Source organism: Streptomyces yamdrokensis, assembly GCF_053890455.1.
The window spans coordinates 3,543,512-3,559,653 of sequence record NZ_CM132679.1 but is presented as its reverse complement, the minus strand read 5'-3'; the positions used below and the strand labels follow the sequence as shown (position 1 = coordinate 3,559,653).

Below are 16,142 nucleotides of genomic sequence, written 5' to 3'. Positions count from 1 at the left end.
CGGTGCCCCGCCTCAGCAGGGGCTACCGGCCCCCGCGCGGTAACGGCCCGGCGGAACGCCGACCAGTTTCCGGAAATGCCGCGTGAGATGGGCCTGGTCGTAGAAGCCGGTGACCACCGCGACCTCACTCGGCGCCCGCCCCTCGAGCAGCAGCCGGCGGGCCCGGCCCACCCGGCGGGACATCAGGTACTGGTGCGGGGCGATGCCGTAGGCGCCGCTGAACGCCCTTACGAGATGGGCGGGATGCGCGGACAGCAGCCCCGCGGCCTCCGCCAGGCCGAGACCCTCCACGACCCGCTCGTCGAGCAACTCCCGCAGCCGCCGCGCGAGGACGGGGTCCCGCCGCGGCTCCGGTGCGCCGGCCCGGGACCGCAGACGGGTTCGCAGGTGGGCCCGCAGCCGCTCCCCGACGAGCGTCAGCCGGCTCTCCGCCTCGAACTCGTCACCGGGCCCCACGAGCGCCGCGTGCACCTGCCCGACGCGCTGCCGCAGCAGCGGATCACGCAGCTCGGGGCGGTCGACGGCGGCCCCGATCAACTCGTCCCCGAGGTGCGTCCCGTCGAGATACAGCACCCGCTTGCGGAAGCCGTCCGAGGTGGCGGAGGCACCGTTGTGCGGAACGTGCGGCGGCAGCAGGGACACGGTGCCGTGCGGGGTGCCGTGCTCGTGCCGGTCCAGGTCGTACCGTACGGCGCCGTCGTCGACGACGAGGAGCGTCCAGGCGTCGTGGACGTGCATCGGATAGGCGTACTCGGTGAAGCGGGCGTGGAACACCTCGACGACCCCCGGGACGCGGGGACGCCAGGCGGAGACGGTCCGCTCGGGACGACCCGCACGCGCTGCGGTCATGCAAACAACGTACAAGACGGGGCCGTACGCCGAGCGGCAGTCTCAGGGCATGAGCACTCGCTTCGACACGAAGATCGCCGTCCTGCTGCGCGAGGACCTGGAAACCTGGCAGCGCCTCAACGTCACCGCGTTCCTGGTCAGCGGCCTGGGCAGCCAGGTACCCGAACTGATCGGCGAGCCCTACGAGGACGCGGACGGCGTCGCCTATCTGCCGATGTTCCGCCAGCCGGTGCTGGTCTTCGAGGGCACCAAGGAAACCCTGACGGCCGCCCACGCGCGCGTGCTGTCCCGCGCCCTGCCGCGCGCACTGTTCACCGGCGACCTGTTCGCCACGGGCCACGACGACGCCAACCGCGCGGCGGTACGGGCGGTCCCGACGGCGGACCTGGACCTGGTCGGCCTGGCCGTCCACGGCCCGAGGAACGCGGTCGACAAGATCCTCAGGGGAGCCCACATGCACCCGTGAGAAGCCGTGAGAACCCACGAGAACCCGGGAAGCCCGTGGAAGGCCGCCCCATGCCGACAGGCCCACCGCCCGGCCGCCACCGTCCTGTCCTCTTCCTGGACGGTGACGGTGACGGTGACCGGTACGGCGAAGGCGGCCGCAGACGTGTGGTCTGCGGCCGCCCGGGGGCTGCCTGGCCGGTGACGGCGTCAGGCCGGCCATGGGTCGGTCGTGGGTCAGTCGCGGCCGAAGATCTTCTTGCTGGAGCCGAGGCGCAGGAAGACGGTCTCGCCGGAGGCGTCGTCCAGGGCGTCGTTGTCGGTCACGGCGTAGACGTGGCCGTCGCCGCCGACGGTCAGGCCCTCGAGCTTCTCCTGGGTCCAGCCGTTCGTGGCCCTCAGGTCGGGCAGGACGTCGTGGGCGAGCTTCTTGCGCAGGACGGGCAGCTCGTCCGACGGCGCGGCCGACTTCGGCAGGCCGACGGTGTAGACGCGCTTGACCTTCGCGGCGGGACCGTTCAGCTTGTCCCGCTCGATGACGGCGAGCCTGTCGCCGACCACGGTGATCTCGGAGAGGCCGATCCAGTCGCCGGGAGTGGTGGTGGCGCCGAGGCGGTAGCCGTACCAGCTCCAGGTGCCGGCCGCGACGTCGTACCGGCCGAGGCGGACGGTCCCGGCCGGGTCGCCCTCGGCCTCGCGCTGCAGCGCGGCCCAGACGATCTCGCGGCCGTGGCGGTCGGTGGTGGCGGTGACGCCCTCGAAGCCCTGGCTCCCGAGACCCTCGGCGACGTCCGCGGGCAGGGCGACGACCTGCCGGGTGACACCGGAACGGTCCAGCCGGACCAGCTTGTTGCCGGCGCCGGTCTTGCCCTCGACGGCGAGCCAGTAGCCGCCCTGCGGCCGCGCGAAGATGCCCTCGGCGTCGTAGCCGACGGGCTGCCCCTCGGCGTCCTTGACGGTCAGCTCACCGGTGATCAGCGCCGGCTGCTGCTCGGACCGGCCGGACCGCCCCTTGGACCCTTGCCCTGTGTCGACGGTCAGGACGCGGGTGGGCGTGTACGCCGCGTCGGTCACGCTGACCAGCCGGTCCCGTTTGCCGGGCACGGCGGACAGCGCGCCCAGGGCGCCCCAGCCGATCGGCGCGCCGGTGGAGTCGGACGCCGAGACGATGCTCGGGAACGCCGGGGTGCCCTTGCCGAGGCGGAACAGGCTCACCGAGGCCCGGATGCCGGCCGAGGCGTCGTCCTCCTCGCTGGAGACCGCGAGCAGACCGCGCTCGGGGATCGGCAGCAGACCCTCGGGGCCGTTGGTGGCGGGCAGCATCTGGCGGAAGACGGGGGAGGCCGGCCGGCTGACGTCGTACACGGCGACGAAGTTGCTCCGCTCCGAGCCGACGAAGGCGTAGCGCACCCCGTCGTACTCGGCGACGGCCAGACCCTCGGGCTCGGTGCCCTTCTTCCCGGCCCGGTCCTCGTTGTGCAGTCCGTACCGCACGGCGAGCCGTTCGAAGGTGTTGCCCGCGTCCCAGGCGACCTTGCCGGTGCGGCTGTCGAAGACGGTCCAGCCGCGGGAGCCGCCGCGCCAGTCGCCCTCGTTGGCGGTCGCGAAGTAACGGTCGTCGATCCAGTTCAGCGTATCGGGCTCGCGGGGTACGCCGGTGATCGAACCGGTGAGGTCGATCGTGCCGTCGTCGGCCGTGTCGATGCCGTCGACCGACACCGTGCCGGCGTCGAACGCCCTGGTGACCTTGCCCGTCGGCAGGTCCACCAGGACGATGCCGTTGTTCTCCTGCAGGGTCACCGCGAGCTGGTTGCGGCCGTTGATGGAGACGTACTCCGGCTCCGGGTCGGTCGGTTCGGTGATCCTGGCCGCGACGAGCTCGGGCAGCGCGCTGCCGTCCTTTTGGGTCAGCGGCACGGGCCGGACCCGCCACTTCGCCGGAGACGTGCCCTTGAGGTCGACGATCTGCACGAAGCCGGCGGGGAGCTGGGGCAGGTCGCCCTCCTCGCCGCCGGGCGGGGTCGCCTCCTCGTCGCGCTCGTTCTCCATCGCGATGGCGGCGTACCGCTCGTCCTTGCTGATCGCGATGGAGTCGGGCTGGCCGCCGAGCTCGTGGCTCGCCACTCGCTTGCGGTCGCGCAGCGAGATCACGTCGAGCCGGCCGGACGGGTCGGTGAAGGAGGCGCTGGTGTTCACCACCACCAGGACGTACTGGCCGACCACGGACACCGAGGTCGGTTCGTCCTCGGCGTCGCCGAGCTCCGCCAGCGACAGCGTGCCGAGTCCGCGCGGGCGGTCGGCGCGGCTGATGTCGAGGAAGCCGATCCGCTTGCCCGCGGCGTCGGTGTAGACGAGCGTGCGGCCGTCCTCGCTGGTGTCCGAGATCTCGGCGACGGTCTCGGCGGCGGGGTCCTCACCGGCCGGCCGGTTCTGGAAGACCGGGTAGGTGGCGGTCCGTTCGAAGGCCACCGGCCGGTGACGCTCGTGAGCCTCACGCTCCGCAGCCTTGTGGTCCGCGCTCGCCACGCCCGTGCCGGCCAGGGTGCCGGCGGCGACGACGAGTGCCGCGAGAGCGGCGTTGGTTCTCCTGGAGGGCATCTTCTCTCCGTTGCAGTCCGGCTTCTTGGCCGGATCGTCGCACCCGGTCGCCCGCGCTGACGGACGCCCGGATGAACAACGGACGAAGATCGCCTACTTATCAGGCGCACGGCAGGCGCGGGCTCTATAGCCCCCGGCCAACTCCCCTACTGCACAGTTCTGTTCGGGAGCGGCTGGGGCGGACCGCCGTTCGGCCGGTCGGTGCGGCGTCGCAGGGTGTCCGCCGGCTGCGCGGTCAGGAAGCGGTCGAAGGGGCGTGGCGCGGTGCCCGTGATCCGCTCGACCGTGGTGGTCGTCCGGTCCTCGGCACCGGCCGCGATCGCCGTGTCCAGCCCGGCCAGCAGGTCCGCGAAGGCGGCCGGGATCCCGCGCTGCCGCAGGTGGGCGGAGAGCTCCTGCGCGCTGACCCGCCGGTGGCGCACGGTGCGGCCGGCGAACCCGGACAGCGCTGCCGCGACGTCGTCGAAGCCGAGCGGGCGTGGGCCGGTCAGCACCAGGTCGGGGGCCGGTGGCGCGGGGCTCGTGAGCACGTGGCGCGCGACGGACGCGATGTCCTCCGGGTCGATGAACGGGACGCGGCCGTCGCCGGTGGCGCTGACGATCTCGTCGTCGCTGCGGACGGACTCGGCGTGCAGGTGGTCGCCGGTGAAGTTGCTGGCGAACCAGGTCGGACGCAGCACCGTCGCCTGCGGGACGTAGCGCGGCAGCAGCGTGCCGAGCGCGCCCCATCCGGGACTGCCGACCGGGACCGCGGACGAACCCAGCAGCGCGACCCGTTCCACGCCCGCGTGCCGCGCGGCGGCGAGGAACGGTTCCACGACCGGGACCGGTTCGGCGACGCCGACCGGCGCCACCAGATAGACGGCGCGCACACCGCGTACCGCCGGGGCGAACGTGGCCGGGTCCGTCCAGTCGAAGCGGACGTCGGCCCGCGCGGACCGGCCGGCCCGGCGGACCGGGGTGCCCTGATCGTGCAGTTGCCGCGCGAGCCGGCTGCCGGTGGTCCCGCTCGCGCCGGTGACGAGGACGACGTTCACGCGGCGGCCACTTCCTGGAGCATCAGAGGGTTCCAGTAGTCGCGGTAGTGCCGGATACGGCCGTCGACGACGGTCAGCACCGCGACGTAGCGGGCCGTGTACGGCGCGCCCGTGGCGACGACCCGGCCGCTCGCGGCCATCTCCGCGACGACGACGTCCGAATCGGCGGTCTCGTGCACGGTCACGTCGTGGATGCGCTGGATGTCGACCATGTCCGTGTAGCCGTCGAGATACGCCTCGACCGCGGCCCGGCCGTCGAGCCGCTGCGGCCGGCCGGGCGGCGCGAACGGGAACTCCATGACGGCGTCGTCCGCGTACAGCGCCGTGAACGCGGACATGTCGTGCGCGAGCAGGTGCTCGACGGCGCGGCGGAAGACGGCCACCGGGCCGCCGGGGCGCTCGGGGTGCTCGGGGCGCCCCGGGTTTTCGGGGCGCCCGGGGTTTTCGGGGCGTCGGGTGTGTCCGGGGTGTCCGGGCATGGGTCCTCCTCGGGGAACGCGGCACACTAGAATTCGGACCGCTGGTCCGCATTCACTGTAGCGGACTATTGGTCCGTTTCAAGAGGGAGGCATGCCATGCGGGCGGACAAGGCGCGCAACCGGGACGCGGTGCTGGCGGCGGCGGGCCGCCTGTTCGACGCCGCCGCGGACCCGGACGACGTCTCCATGGACGCGGTCGCGGCCGCCGCGGGCGTGGGAAAGGGCACGATCTTCCGGGGCTTCGGCGACCGGCGCGGACTGCTCCGCGCGCTCTACGAAGAGCGGGCCGCGCGGGCGTTCGGCTCGGTCGGCGGCGAGCCCGAGGCGGCCGGCGGCGAGCCCGCGGAGATCGCGCTGGACCTGCTGCTCCATACGTGGCGGTTCAAGGAACAGAACCGGGTCCTCACCCTCGCGCTGGAACGCGAGGGTTTCGGCAGCCCGTACCGGAACAGCAGCTACGACCGGCTGCACGCGCACCTCGCGACGCTGGCCACCCGCGCGCGCGGCACCGCCCACGCCGCGGACTTCCTGGCCCACGCCCTGCTGGCCGCCGTACGCAGCGACCTGGTGGAACACCTGCACCACCACCCCGGAACGGATCCGCGGGCAGGGCTCCACGCGCTGGTCCGGAGCATCTTCACGGCGAGCGACGACAACGCCCAGGAGCCGCCCCCGTAGGAGAGCGGTAGCGGGACCGTACGGGACGCCCCCTGCCGGTCAGCCCTCCCGTTCGATCCATTCGCTGCCGCCCAGCGGGTAGTCGTAACCGGGCCTCCCGGTGCCGGTGCTCGTGCGGAACGGGGCGCCGTCGCCGTCGATGTGCACCGTGCCGCGGCGGCTGCCGCTGGACCAGTCCAGGGTGAGGTCCCAGCGGACGTCGTGCGCCTCGGTGTGCGCGGTGACGTAGAAGACCTCCGGGTCGGACTCGCTGACCTTGTACGGGAAGTCGCGTTGGCCGTTCCCGGCGGTGACCGTGGGGCTGCCGTCGTCGAGGTCGACGTCGAACGACTTGGTCTCGACGTTGCCGCCGCAGCCGACCCCCATCGCGTAGTCGTTCCAGGCCAGCGGCGCCCCCTTGGTGAGGACACGCACGTGGAGCGCCTCCAGGACGACTGTCTCCCGCCCCGTGCCCTGGACGGTCAGGGCGACCCGCTGCTCCCCCGAGGAGACCGCGCCGTAGGCGGCGGCCCAGCGCGGCGCGTCCTGCTCGCTCGCGGGCGGGCCGACCTGCTCGGGTGCGCTGTCGACGAGGAAGTGCTGACTGCACGGGCTGTCGTAGACGTAGGAGCGGGTGGCCACGTTCAGCGGGACGGCGCCGCTGCCACCGGTGGGTTCGCCGTCGCCCTTCTCGCCGTCGTTCTTCGAGGTGCCGGGGCTGTCGGTGGCGGATTCGGCGACGGAGGAGGAGGCGGACGGCCTGCCGCTCCCACCGCTGGGGGAGGGGGAGGCGGAGTCCTCCGCCGACGGCTCGGTGGAGTCCGCCGCGCCGGTGGCCGCGGCGCCGGCACCGACTGCCCGCCGGTCGTCCGTGTGGTCACCACCCCCGCCGGAGGGCAGATTGACGGCGAGCACCGCGGCTCCCAGCACGGCGGCCACCGCGACGGAGGCGATCAACGCACTGCGGCGGCGTCGTGACGGTGCGGGCCCTCGCGGGGTGTCGACGAAGACCGGCTCACCGCCCTCGGCGCCCGCGCGCTGTTCGTGCGCCGGTGCCTTGTCGGCCTTGTCGGCCTTGTCGGGCGCGGGTGCCGGGTCTGCCGGGGCCGGATCCGCGCTGGTGTCACCCGCGTTCTCGGCCCCCGCCGCCCCTGTCTCCGCCGCCCCTGTCTCCGCCCGCGCCACCCGCGCCGCCTCCGCCGCAGTCGTCGCGGCCCGGTCCGGCCTGTCCCTTCGGGCCGCGTCCGCCAGGATCCAGCGCCGGTGCAGCTCCACCAGCTCCTGCGGCGTCGCCCGGCACACTCTGGCGAGGCGCTCCACCGGCGCGTACTCGTGGGGCACCGCGGTGCCGTTGCAGTAGCGGTGCAGCGTCGAGGTGCTCATGTGCAGCCGCTTGGCCAGTGTCCCGTAACTCAGCCCCGAGCGGTCCTTCAGCCCCCGCAGCAGCGCCGCGAACTCTTCCGTCCGCCCGGCCCCTGTTGCCTCCGGCACTCGTTCCACCATCTCCCCATGTCCCATGCAGGCGTTCCAGGAGGACTGCGTTTCCCCTGGTCACAGCCCATTCCAGCGTTCCGCTGTCCCTGACTCCCCACTGCCCGTGGCGAGCGGGACGGATCACCCCACAAGCTCCAGTCATCCAAGCACCACACCCACCCGAACACCGAAGGGGCACAGCCGACATGGCCGGTATCCGCACCTCCCGCACCCGCCTTCTGACCGCCGCCGCGACCGTGGCACTCGCCACGCTCTCCCTGACCGCGTGCAGCGACGGAACGGGCATCACCGACGAGGGCGCGTCCGCGGGTTCCTCCACGACCGCCTCGTCCTCCGCGACCGCCCCCGAGTCGACGGCGTCCTCGTCCGGGGCCTCCGGCCAGGACTCCACCTCCGGGGCCTCCGGCCAGGGCTCCTCCTCCGGTGACGCGAAGCAGGACGCCGGTACCTCGAAGGTCCCCGCCTCCACCGGAAAGAAGGTCACCTGCGAGGGCTCCAGCACCAAGACCGTCGCAGCCCTTCTGACCCGCCCCCTGAACCACATGCTGCTCACCGTCACCAACACCGGCAGCAGCACCTGCCACCTGTACGGCTACCCGGCCGTACGCTTCGGCGAGGCCCAGTCGGTGCCGCCGGTCATCGAGGGCTCCCGCCCGCAGGCCGTCGTCACCCTCGAGCCGGGCGAGTCCGGCTACGCGTCCGTGAACCTGTCCGCCGCCGACGGCAGCGGCTCCTCCGGCCGCACGGAGAAGTCCCTGGCCGTCTACTTCCGCGGCCCGTCCGGCAACGAGAGCGTCGGTGAGGGTGCCAACCCCGCACTGCCCGCCGAGGGCGTGTACGTCGACGACTCGCTCAAGGTCACGTACTGGCAGCAGTCGATGGAGGACGCCGTCATGTGGTGACCGGGGTCCCGCCGGAGAGCTTGAGGATCTCCGGGGCCTTCGGGATCCCGGGGATCACCGCTGGGTGTCGTCGGGCCGTCCCTCCGGACGGCCCGCGCGCGGTCCCCCGTTTCCGAGGCGGCGGTGGTCCTCCTCGTCCCACTTCCTGGTGTCGCGCGGCTGGACGTAGGGCTCCTCGCCGGCCGGATGGCCGCCGGCGACGGCGCGCTGGCGGGCCAGCTCCGCGTCGAACTCCAGGCCGAGCAGGATGGCCAGGTTGGTGATCCACAACCACACCAGGAAGATGATCACACCGGCGAACGTGCCGTAGGTCTTGTTGTACGAGCCGAAGTTCGCCACGTACACCGCGAACCCGGCCGAGGCGGCCATCCAGATCAGCAGGGCCAGGAAGCTGCCCGGCGTGAGCCAGCGGAAGCCGCGGACCTTCGCGTTCGGGGTGGCCCAGTACAGGAGCGCGATCATGATGGTGACCAGGAGCAACAGCACCGGCCACTTGGCGATCGACCAGACGGTCAGCGCCGTGTCACCGATCCCCAGGGCGCTGCCGACCTGCTGGGCCAGGCTGCCGGTGAACACCACGATCAGCGAACTGATCACAGCCATCACCATCAGCACCACGGTCACACCGACCCGCACCGGCAGCACCTTCCACACCGGACGGCCCTCGGGGACGTCGTAGACGGCGTTGGCGCTGCGGATGAACGCGGCGACATAACCCGAAGCCGACCACACCGCCAGCAGCAGACCCGCGATCGCCACGACCGAGCCGAGTCCGCTCTGGCCCTCCATCTGCTGCACCGCGGTGCGCAGGACGTCCTGAACCGCGCCCGGCGCGAGCTGCTCGACGTTGTCCAGGACCGTCTGCGTGGCCGACTGCCCGACGATCCCCAGCAGCGACACCAGCGCCAGCAGCGCGGGGAACAGCGCCAGGATCGAGTAGTAGGTCAGCGCGGCGGCCCGGTCGGCCAGCTCGTCCTTCTTGAACTCCTTCAGCGTGCCTTTCAGGACCGCCATCCAGGAGCGTTTGGGCAGGTCCGTCGGACTGTCCGGCGCCCGCTCCTCCACCCGTTCGTCGGGCCCGGCGTCAGGAGCGCGCCCCGCTTCGGCCCGGCGGTCCTCCGCCCGGCGGTTCCCGGCCTGGGGGTCCTCCGCCCGACGGCCTTCGTCCTCACGGCTCTCGGCAGAGGTCTGCCCGCCGTGCTTTCTGTGCCATCCCACTGTCCGCGCCATTTCATGCGGGTATCCGGCTCACCGCCGGCTATGCATGCGTGTGAACATATCGACCTTTTCGGACTTCTCTTCCGGGTAGGTGCGTCTCGTCCCTGGCGTGGCACCTGCTGTTCCATGGAGTGGATGCACAGTGCGGACCGGGCTGTCCGGCGTTGGGCCGGGACAGCCGTATCGACGGTGCGGCGGGCCTGGGAGGGCCCGGGCCGCGAGCGGGATCTGGCGGTGCAGGCGGGCAAGGGGGCGCTGGCCGCCTGGGTGGCATGGGCGGTGGTGGGCTGGTGGCTCGAGGCGCCGATGGCGTTCGTGGCGCCGTGGGTCGCGGTGGTACTGGTGGAGTCGACGGTGTACCGGTCGGTCGCGCACGGGTTGCAGCAGCTCGCGGCGATCGCGGTCGGTACGACGGTGGCGACCGCGGTGGCGCTGCTGCTGAACAGCACGATGGCCGCGATGGCCCTGGTCCTCCCGGCGGTCCTGCTCCTCGGGCAGTGGCAGCGCCTGGGAAACCAGGGCGTCTACGCCGCGACCGGTGCGCTGTTCGTGCTGACCGGCGGCCCCGTGACCTTCGCCGCGTCGGGCGCCCGTGTCCTGGAGGCGGTCTTCGGCGCGGCGGTCGGAGTGACGGTCAACATGCTGATCCGGCCTCCGGTGTACCTGCGGGACGCGCGCTCCGCGCTGCAGGACGCGACCCGTGAGGCGCACGAGCTCCTGGGCGCGGTGGCCGAAGGACTGGCCACCGGCGAGTGGGACGCCCATGCGGCCGGCGACTGGCATGTGCGGGCCCTGCGTCTTGGCCGGCTGGTCGACCAGGCGCGGTCGGCGATCGGATGGAGCCGCGAAAGCATGCGGGCCAATCCACGCGGGCGCCGCGAGCGGGCTCTCTCCCCGCCCGGCGAGGAGTACACGGACGCGGTGGAGGTACTCGACTACGTCGCCGTCCACACCGCGGGCGTGACCAGGACCGTATGGGAGACGGCGGACAGCGGGAAGGCGGCCCAGCCGGCCCCGGAACTCACCCGCGCCTACGCGGACTTCCTCCGCCAGACAGCGCACGCCGTCCGGTTGTACGGCCGGACCCGGTTCGGCCCGGGCGACCACGACGACTCCGCCGCGGAGCAGCTGCGGGAGGCGGTCGGGGAACTTCACCGCACCCTGCGCGTGTTCCGCCAACAGCTGCCGGGGGCGGTGTCCGACGACCCGGCCGCGCTGGTGACCTACGGAACCCTGCTGGCCCAGGCGCATCGCCTGGCCGACCAACTCGTGCAGGACTGACACCCACGGCCGAGTGACGGCGTGGGAGGGCACGGCGACCGCGTGTTCGGGCGGGTCCCTGCGGGGAACCCGTCCGTCCCAACGGCCCCGGACCCGGCCCCGACACCCGCCGGGCGGGACCGCGTGACCGCGAGAAGACCGCGAGACCGCGACGGCGCGAGACAGGGAGAAGCACCATGCCGGCCGGATCCAACGCCAAGCGTGAACGTCAGTACGAGCACATCAAGGAGAGCACCGAGGACCGCGGCGAGTCGCCGGAGCGGGCCAAGGAGATCGCGGCCCGGACGGTCAACAAGGAGCGGGCCAGGTCGGGCGAGTCCAGGACCGCGAGCAGAACCTCCACGCAGGACCCGAAGTCGGCCTACGAGCGCGGCGGACAGCGCTCGCACAGCGGCGCGGAGGGGCCGACCAAGGACCAGCTGTACGAGGAGGCCAAGAAGCGCGACATCCACGGCCGCTCCTCGATGAGCAAGAAGCAGCTGAAGGACGCCCTCGGCCGCTGAGGCGGGGCGGGGCCCGCCCACGACCGGCGGACGGGCCCCGCCCCTCAGACGCCCATGCCGCAGCGGCGAGAAGAGAACCCCGGCCGGGGCGGCCGGCAACGGTTGCACGGTCGGTGTGTGTCCGTGCGGCGCCGAAGAGGCTGGAGAAACGGTCGCACGCTCCCTTAGGACTACACCCCTTAGGACTACACTCCTAAGGGGTGTAGTCCTAAGGAGAACCGAATGCCACGTCATGAGCGTCCGGGCAAGCCGCCCCACGTCTTCGACCGTGGTGCCGAGTGGGAGGGCCTCTCGGCCTTCGTGGACCGGCCTTTGCCCCATGCCATGCTCGGCGTCGTCAGTGGCAGGCGGCGCATGGGGAAGACGTATCTGCTGCGCGCTCTGGTCGAACGCCACGGGGGCTTCTACTTCGGGGCCACGGCGGGGACGGAGACGGAGTCACTGCGTCAGTTCGCCGCGGCCCTCGCCGAACACACGGGGTCCCCGGTGCCGTTCTCGTTCGCCACATGGGACGACGCGATCTCCTACCTGTTCGGGCTCGCCACGCCCCGAGAGGGGGGAGCGCCGCTGCTCGTGGTCATCGACGAGTTTCCGTACCTGGCGAAGACCGCCCCCGAGCTGCCGTCCCTGATCCAGCGGGAGATCGACCGGTTCCAGGTCGAGGAGAGCCGGATGCGGCTGCTGCTGTGCGGATCGGCGATGTCCGTCATGGGTGGCCTTCTCGCGAGCACCGCACCCTTGCGGGGGCGTGCACAGCTGGAACTCGTCGTGCGCCCCTTCGGATACCGGGCGGCGGCCGACTTCTGGGGGGTCGCCGACGATCCGGCCCTCGCGGCTCGACTTCATGCCGTGGTCGGTGGCACACCGGCGTACCGAAGGCAGTTCCTGGCCGACGACGTTCCCGGCAGCCTGGAGGAATTCGACGACTGGCTCTGCCGTACGGTCCTGTCGCCTTTCAGTCCTCTCTTCCGGGAGGCGCGGTACCTCCTTGCCGAGGAGGCGGACATCCGGGACACCGCGCTGTATCACTCGGTCCTGGCCGCGGTGGCTCAGGGCAACACCACGCGGGGTGGGATCGCCGGGTACATCGGCCGTAAGTCGGTGGACATCTCGCATCCTCTCAACGTGCTGGAGGACAGCCACCTGCTGGTGCGGGAAACGGACATCTTCAGGGCCGGGAAGTCCCAGTACCGCATCACCGAGCCACTGATCAATTTCTACGAGGCCGTGATGCGGCCCTCCTGGGCCCGCCTGGAGGCCGGCCAGGCGTCGGACGTATGGGCACAGTCGGCGGAGCGCTTCGCGGCTCAGGTCGCCGGGCCCCACTTCGAGGCCATGTGCCGGGAGTACGTCCTTGGACCCGGGCGGTCCCTGCTCGGCTCCGCGTTGGGCCAGGTCGGTGGCGGCGTGGTGACCGACCAGGCCGCACGGAGGCAGATCCAGATCGATGTCGCCGTGGCCGAACCCGGGACCGATGGCAGGAAGCCGGCGGTGCACCTGCTCGGCGAGGCGAAGTGGGGCACGGTCATGGGGATGAGCCACCTGGAGCGGCTCGCCCGGGCACGGGAACTCCTTGCCGGCCGAGCCATGGACACCACCCGGTGCGCGCTCGCCTGCTTCAGCGCCGCAGGCTTCAGTGAGGCGTTGCGCGCCGAAGCGGCACGCAGCGACGACCGCGTCCTGCTCCTCGGCCTCGACGAGCTCTACGGGCGGACGGCAGCCTAGCCCTTCGAGTCCGGCCGCCAGTCCTGGACGAGGAGCCCGAGCAGCACCTCGTCCAGGAACTCGCCCATCACCCAGGCCGAGGAGCGCAGCACGCCCTCGCGGACGAAGCCGTTGCGCTCGGCGGAGCGCAGCATCGCGGTGTTGTCCGACAGCGTCTCGATCTGCAGCCGCTGCAGGCCGCGCACGACGAAACCGTAGTGGCACAGCACCGCGACCACGTCGGTGCCGTAGCCCTTGCCGCGCGAGGACGGCAGCAGCCCCAGCCCGATGTGCGCGGACCGGTTGTGGTTGTCGATGCCCCACAGCGTCGCGGTGCCGACCGGTGTGCCGCCGTCCGACCCCACCACGGAGAACGAGACGCGCCCCTGTTCCTTGTCGTCCCCCACGAGCCGCGGGTCCTTCGAGCCCGGTGTGACCGGCCGCCACGGCCGGCCTTCGGCCCGCGAGGAGTTGACCACGTCGTCGTACAACTCGACCCGTAGGACCGGGATGTCCTCCTCGTGCCGGGCCCGCAGTGCGACCTTGTCGCCCTTCAGCATGCAGGCTTCCTGTCCGACCGGGCCGGCCTGCGGCAAACGAGTGGGAAGTCGGCTCAGTCGACGTGGCGGCGGTGGCGGATGAGGGCGTCGGCGATGCCGGCGAAGGCCGGGAGGCGCTCGGCTTCGCGCTCGTAGCGCCTGTGCGGGCAGGGACAGCCATTGAGCCGGGACAGCGGGCCCGATGGGCCCGGTGTCAGTGGAGGCAGAGGCAGAACGGATGGCCGGCCGGGTCCGCGTAGACCCGCCAGTTGGCCTCGGCACGGAGCTGGTCCGTCCGCTCCAGCACGGTCGCACCGAGGGCGAGCGCCCGCTTCTCCTCCCCGTCGAGGTCGTCCACGTCGAAGTCCAGGTGGAGCTGCTGCGGGCGCTCCTGGCCGGGCCATTCGGGCGGTTGGTAGCCGTCCGCCCGCTGGCATGCCAGAGGTGCCCCCTCGAACCCGTGCACCTCGACCCAGTCGGGAGCCTCGGGGTCCGCGACCACCCGGCCACCGAGCAGCTCCGCGTAGAACTCGGCGAGCCGTACCGGATCGGCACAGTCCAGCGCGACCGCCTGCAGCTTTCGAATCACTTCCGACACTCCTCGTTCCCCGGCCGCTTCCGCGATGCCCTTCGTACCGGAGAGGTCGTACCCGCCACCGCGGCGGGCATGCGCGACGGGCACACCGGACCGCCGCCGGACTTCGCCCGGAAGGGAGGCTGCTGCGGGATCCGCCATCCCCCGCACCAGGCACAGCGACACATCCCGGGCGTCACGGCCGAGCGGTGGTGAGGTCATCGGGCGTGAGGCCGAGAAGGCCGTTGGTGGTGCTTCCGCTGTGGGCGACGGCGAGCAGGAGGGGTGGAGTCGTCGGTTTGCTTTCACGGGTGAAAGTCGCGCACATGCAATGCGTTCCTCCGCCGACGATGGTTGGCAAGTTTCCGGAGCCTTCCCCGTCACGCTCCGGACGCCTTGAGTACGTTACGTACTCCAAGTACTTTACGTACTTGCCCAAGAAAGGCATCCTGACAGGAACCCGGAGGAGGGTGCCATGTCCGCAGTGCACTACGAGAGCTACACCGAGGCGCGCACGCACCTCAAGGATCTCCTCGATGCGGCCGGCGAGGGCCGGGTGGCAACAGTGCGCCGGGACACCGGCCGCGCTGCGGTGGTGGATGTCGAGCGACTGCGCCATCACCTGTCACTGGTCTGCTCGGCGAAGGCGCAGGCCGTCGCGGAGTCCGGTGGCTGGTCGATCTTCATCCCGGGGCTCCCGGTAGCGGCGGACGGAGCGTCCTTCGACGAGGCCATCAGTGAAATGGTCGATGCTCTGCGTGAATACGCCGAGGACTGGCAGGACCGTCTGCGTACAGCCCCCAACCATCGGGACAACTGGGGCCTGGTGCAGCTGATCGCTCTGAGCGACGACCAGCAGCTTGCCGACTGGCTGGTCGGAGCGGGCCGGTGAACCGACCACAGCCGGACCGTGAGCGCCATGAGAAGTTCTGTGCGGCCGAAAAATGGGACCGTGTACGAGACGCACGCGGGCGCACCGGCACTCATCACGTCACCTACGAGCTGACGCTCCACGACGCACGGATCCTGCGCACGAGGATCTCCCACCCGGCGGACCGCACGGTCTACGGCGCGGGGATGCGGGGTCACATCCTGCGCGATCAGCTCGACGTCTCCGAGGGCGAATTCTGGGACTGTGTGCTCGATGGCCGGCTCCCGGACCGGGGAGCCCCGGTGGTGCCGAAGGAAGCCCTGCCCGCGGACCTGGTGTACTTGCTGATCCATCGGGTCGGTCTCGCGGAGGAGACGGTCGCCGAGCTGACCAAGGAGCATGCGGTGGCTCGGCTCCATCAGTACTGGACCGAAGGAACCTGAGTGCAGGTGGGCAACCGGTAACGGCACCGCGCCCGCCCGGCGCAGGGTGCCGAGAGTGCCGGATCTTCGGACGGGCGGAGCCCCTGAAGCTCCGAGGTCTGGATGAGGGAACAAGGACCAGGCCGCTGACCTGGGTCTTCGTCATGGAGCGGATGACGGGAATCGAACTCGCGCTCCAAGCTCGGGAATCACCGGTGCTCACACGGGCGCGATGTCGTCCGACCTGGTGATGCGTGGTTGTGGACGTCGCTCGGTCAGGGTCTCCCGGTCCCGCTGTTCACCGCTGTTCACCGCTGTTCACCGTTCTGCCGGGCACGGGCGGGGCACTCCGGTCCGGGGCTGACGCTGAAGGTGCAGGCACACTTCGTGTCCAGTAGCCGGAACCGCGCCCGGAGGGAGCTCGGCCCGGCACTCCGGCCGTAAAAGCCGGGATGTCGAGGGCCCGCAGAGGGCCCGGGCCGTTGTCATCGCCATGAGGACCGGGGGCGCACCGTCAGCCGGCACAGTGAGCGGCGCATCCGGGGGTGGTGGATCCCGAGCCAGGCTGCA

16 protein-coding genes are annotated in these 16,142 nt (G+C 71.7%); 8 read left to right on the top strand and 8 right to left on the bottom strand.

Features of this window, described 5'->3' with window-relative positions; translation table 11 throughout:
- Positions 1–12 precede the first annotated feature (12 nt).
- Positions 13–849, bottom strand: coding sequence for a helix-turn-helix domain-containing protein (locus ACWZEH_RS15595; protein WP_456199013.1), 837 nt, complete (start codon positions 847–849; stop codon positions 13–15).
- Here ACWZEH_RS15595 and ACWZEH_RS15590 point away from each other — a divergent pair.
- On the top strand, positions 848–1,315 hold the full coding sequence (locus ACWZEH_RS15590) for a DUF2000 family protein (protein ID WP_456199012.1): 468 nt from the start codon (positions 848–850) through the stop codon (positions 1,313–1,315). The two genes, ACWZEH_RS15595 and ACWZEH_RS15590, sit on opposite strands and share 2 nt — an antisense overlap.
- Before the next feature lie 215 nt (positions 1,316–1,530).
- On the opposite strand, the gene ACWZEH_RS15585 is transcribed toward ACWZEH_RS15590, so the two are convergent.
- The 3 genes from ACWZEH_RS15585 to ACWZEH_RS15575 all read right to left on the bottom strand — a co-directional run bounded on the left by ACWZEH_RS15585 (position 1,531) and on the right by ACWZEH_RS15575 (position 5,407).
- Positions 1,531–3,891, bottom strand: a complete 2,361-nt coding sequence (locus ACWZEH_RS15585; RefSeq protein WP_456199010.1) for an esterase-like activity of phytase family protein — start codon at positions 3,889–3,891, stop codon at positions 1,531–1,533.
- A 146-nt stretch (positions 3,892–4,037) separates the two neighbouring features.
- Complete coding sequence (locus ACWZEH_RS15580) at positions 4,038–4,928, bottom strand: NAD-dependent epimerase/dehydratase family protein (protein ID WP_456199008.1); 891 nt, start codon at positions 4,926–4,928, stop codon at positions 4,038–4,040.
- The gene (locus ACWZEH_RS15575; RefSeq protein WP_456199007.1) at positions 4,925–5,407 is read right to left on the bottom strand and encodes a nuclear transport factor 2 family protein; all 483 of its coding nucleotides are present in this window, start codon (positions 5,405–5,407) and stop codon (positions 4,925–4,927) included. Before ACWZEH_RS15575 ends, ACWZEH_RS15580 begins: the two co-directional genes overlap by 4 nt.
- Before the next feature lie 96 nt (positions 5,408–5,503).
- Here ACWZEH_RS15575 and ACWZEH_RS15570 point away from each other — a divergent pair, with 96 nt between their 5' ends.
- On the top strand, positions 5,504–6,085 hold the full coding sequence (locus tag ACWZEH_RS15570; protein ID WP_456199005.1) for a TetR/AcrR family transcriptional regulator: 582 nt from the start codon (positions 5,504–5,506) through the stop codon (positions 6,083–6,085).
- A gap of 39 nt (positions 6,086–6,124) precedes the next feature.
- Here ACWZEH_RS15570 and ACWZEH_RS15565 read toward each other — a convergent pair whose 3' ends face one another.
- Complete coding sequence (locus ACWZEH_RS15565; protein ID WP_456199619.1) at positions 6,125–7,567, bottom strand: helix-turn-helix domain-containing protein; 1,443 nt, start codon at positions 7,565–7,567, stop codon at positions 6,125–6,127.
- A 176-nt stretch (positions 7,568–7,743) separates the two neighbouring features.
- Here ACWZEH_RS15565 and ACWZEH_RS15560 point away from each other — a divergent pair, with 176 nt between their 5' ends.
- A complete protein-coding gene (locus tag ACWZEH_RS15560) occupies positions 7,744–8,460 on the top strand; it encodes a DUF4232 domain-containing protein (protein ID WP_456199004.1) in 717 nt (238 codons plus the stop codon).
- Between the two features lie 54 nt (positions 8,461–8,514).
- Here the strand turns inward: ACWZEH_RS15560 and ACWZEH_RS15555 are convergent, their stop codons facing one another.
- Entirely contained in the window at positions 8,515–9,690 is a 1,176-nt protein-coding gene (locus ACWZEH_RS15555) for a YihY/virulence factor BrkB family protein (RefSeq protein WP_456199002.1), read from the bottom strand.
- 114 nt (positions 9,691–9,804) lie between these two features.
- Between ACWZEH_RS15555 and ACWZEH_RS15550 the strand changes: the two genes are divergently transcribed.
- The 3 genes from ACWZEH_RS15550 to ACWZEH_RS15540 all read left to right on the top strand — a co-directional run bounded on the left by ACWZEH_RS15550 (position 9,805) and on the right by ACWZEH_RS15540 (position 13,187).
- Positions 9,805–10,959 (top strand): FUSC family protein, encoded by a 1,155-nt coding sequence (locus ACWZEH_RS15550; protein ID WP_456199000.1) that lies wholly within the window; start codon positions 9,805–9,807, stop codon positions 10,957–10,959.
- A 176-nt stretch (positions 10,960–11,135) separates the two neighbouring features.
- Positions 11,136–11,462, top strand: a complete 327-nt coding sequence (locus tag ACWZEH_RS15545; protein WP_456198998.1) for a plasmid stabilization protein — start codon at positions 11,136–11,138, stop codon at positions 11,460–11,462.
- A 222-nt stretch (positions 11,463–11,684) separates the two neighbouring features.
- Positions 11,685–13,187, top strand: a complete 1,503-nt coding sequence (locus ACWZEH_RS15540; RefSeq protein WP_456198996.1) for an AAA family ATPase — start codon at positions 11,685–11,687, stop codon at positions 13,185–13,187.
- Here the strand turns inward: ACWZEH_RS15540 and ACWZEH_RS15535 are convergent.
- Positions 13,184–13,726, bottom strand: a complete 543-nt coding sequence (locus tag ACWZEH_RS15535) for a GNAT family N-acetyltransferase (RefSeq protein ID WP_456198994.1) — start codon at positions 13,724–13,726, stop codon at positions 13,184–13,186. The genes ACWZEH_RS15540 and ACWZEH_RS15535 overlap by 4 nt on opposite strands.
- Positions 13,727–13,919: 193 nt before the next feature.
- Positions 13,920–14,294 carry a VOC family protein gene (locus tag ACWZEH_RS15530; protein WP_456198993.1) on the bottom strand — a complete coding sequence of 125 codons (375 nt, stop codon included), beginning with the start codon at positions 14,292–14,294 and terminating at the stop codon, positions 13,920–13,922.
- Positions 14,295–14,754: 460 nt separating this feature from the next.
- Between ACWZEH_RS15530 and ACWZEH_RS15525 the strand changes: the two genes are divergently transcribed.
- On the top strand, positions 14,755–15,171 hold the full coding sequence (locus ACWZEH_RS15525) for a prevent-host-death protein (RefSeq protein ID WP_456198992.1): 417 nt from the start codon (positions 14,755–14,757) through the stop codon (positions 15,169–15,171).
- Positions 15,168–15,593: a cytotoxic translational repressor of toxin-antitoxin stability system gene (locus ACWZEH_RS15520; RefSeq protein ID WP_456198991.1), complete on the top strand. Its 426-nt coding sequence runs from the start codon at positions 15,168–15,170 to the stop codon at positions 15,591–15,593. The genes ACWZEH_RS15525 and ACWZEH_RS15520 overlap by 4 nt, the downstream gene beginning before the upstream one ends.
- Positions 15,594–16,142: the final 549 nt, after the last annotated feature.

Bases quoted from the DNA above. Each gene is read 5' to 3' on its own strand.
- ACWZEH_RS15575 (WP_456199007.1), bottom strand. From the start codon at position 5,407: ATGCCCGGACACCCCGGACACACCCGACGCCCCGAAAACCCCGGGCGC.
- ACWZEH_RS15560 (WP_456199004.1), top strand. From the start codon at position 7,744: ATGGCCGGTATCCGCACCTCCCGCACCCGCCTTCTGACCGCCGCCGCG.
- ACWZEH_RS15545 (WP_456198998.1), top strand. From the start codon at position 11,136: ATGCCGGCCGGATCCAACGCCAAGCGTGAACGTCAGTACGAGCACATC.
- ACWZEH_RS15565 (WP_456199619.1), bottom strand. From the start codon at position 7,567: ATGGTGGAACGAGTGCCGGAGGCAACAGGGGCCGGGCGGACGGAAGAG.
- ACWZEH_RS15585 (WP_456199010.1), bottom strand. From the start codon at position 3,891: ATGCCCTCCAGGAGAACCAACGCCGCTCTCGCGGCACTCGTCGTCGCC.
- ACWZEH_RS15540 (WP_456198996.1), top strand. From the start codon at position 11,685: ATGCCACGTCATGAGCGTCCGGGCAAGCCGCCCCACGTCTTCGACCGT.
- ACWZEH_RS15535 (WP_456198994.1), bottom strand. From the start codon at position 13,726: ATGCTGAAGGGCGACAAGGTCGCACTGCGGGCCCGGCACGAGGAGGAC.
- ACWZEH_RS15570 (WP_456199005.1), top strand. From the start codon at position 5,504: ATGCGGGCGGACAAGGCGCGCAACCGGGACGCGGTGCTGGCGGCGGCG.
- ACWZEH_RS15590 (WP_456199012.1), top strand. From the start codon at position 848: ATGCAAACAACGTACAAGACGGGGCCGTACGCCGAGCGGCAGTCTCAG.
- ACWZEH_RS15525 (WP_456198992.1), top strand. From the start codon at position 14,755: ATGTCCGCAGTGCACTACGAGAGCTACACCGAGGCGCGCACGCACCTC.
- ACWZEH_RS15595 (WP_456199013.1), bottom strand. From the start codon at position 849: ATGACCGCAGCGCGTGCGGGTCGTCCCGAGCGGACCGTCTCCGCCTGG.
- ACWZEH_RS15555 (WP_456199002.1), bottom strand. From the start codon at position 9,690: ATGGCGCGGACAGTGGGATGGCACAGAAAGCACGGCGGGCAGACCTCT.
- ACWZEH_RS15550 (WP_456199000.1), top strand. From the start codon at position 9,805: ATGGAGTGGATGCACAGTGCGGACCGGGCTGTCCGGCGTTGGGCCGGG.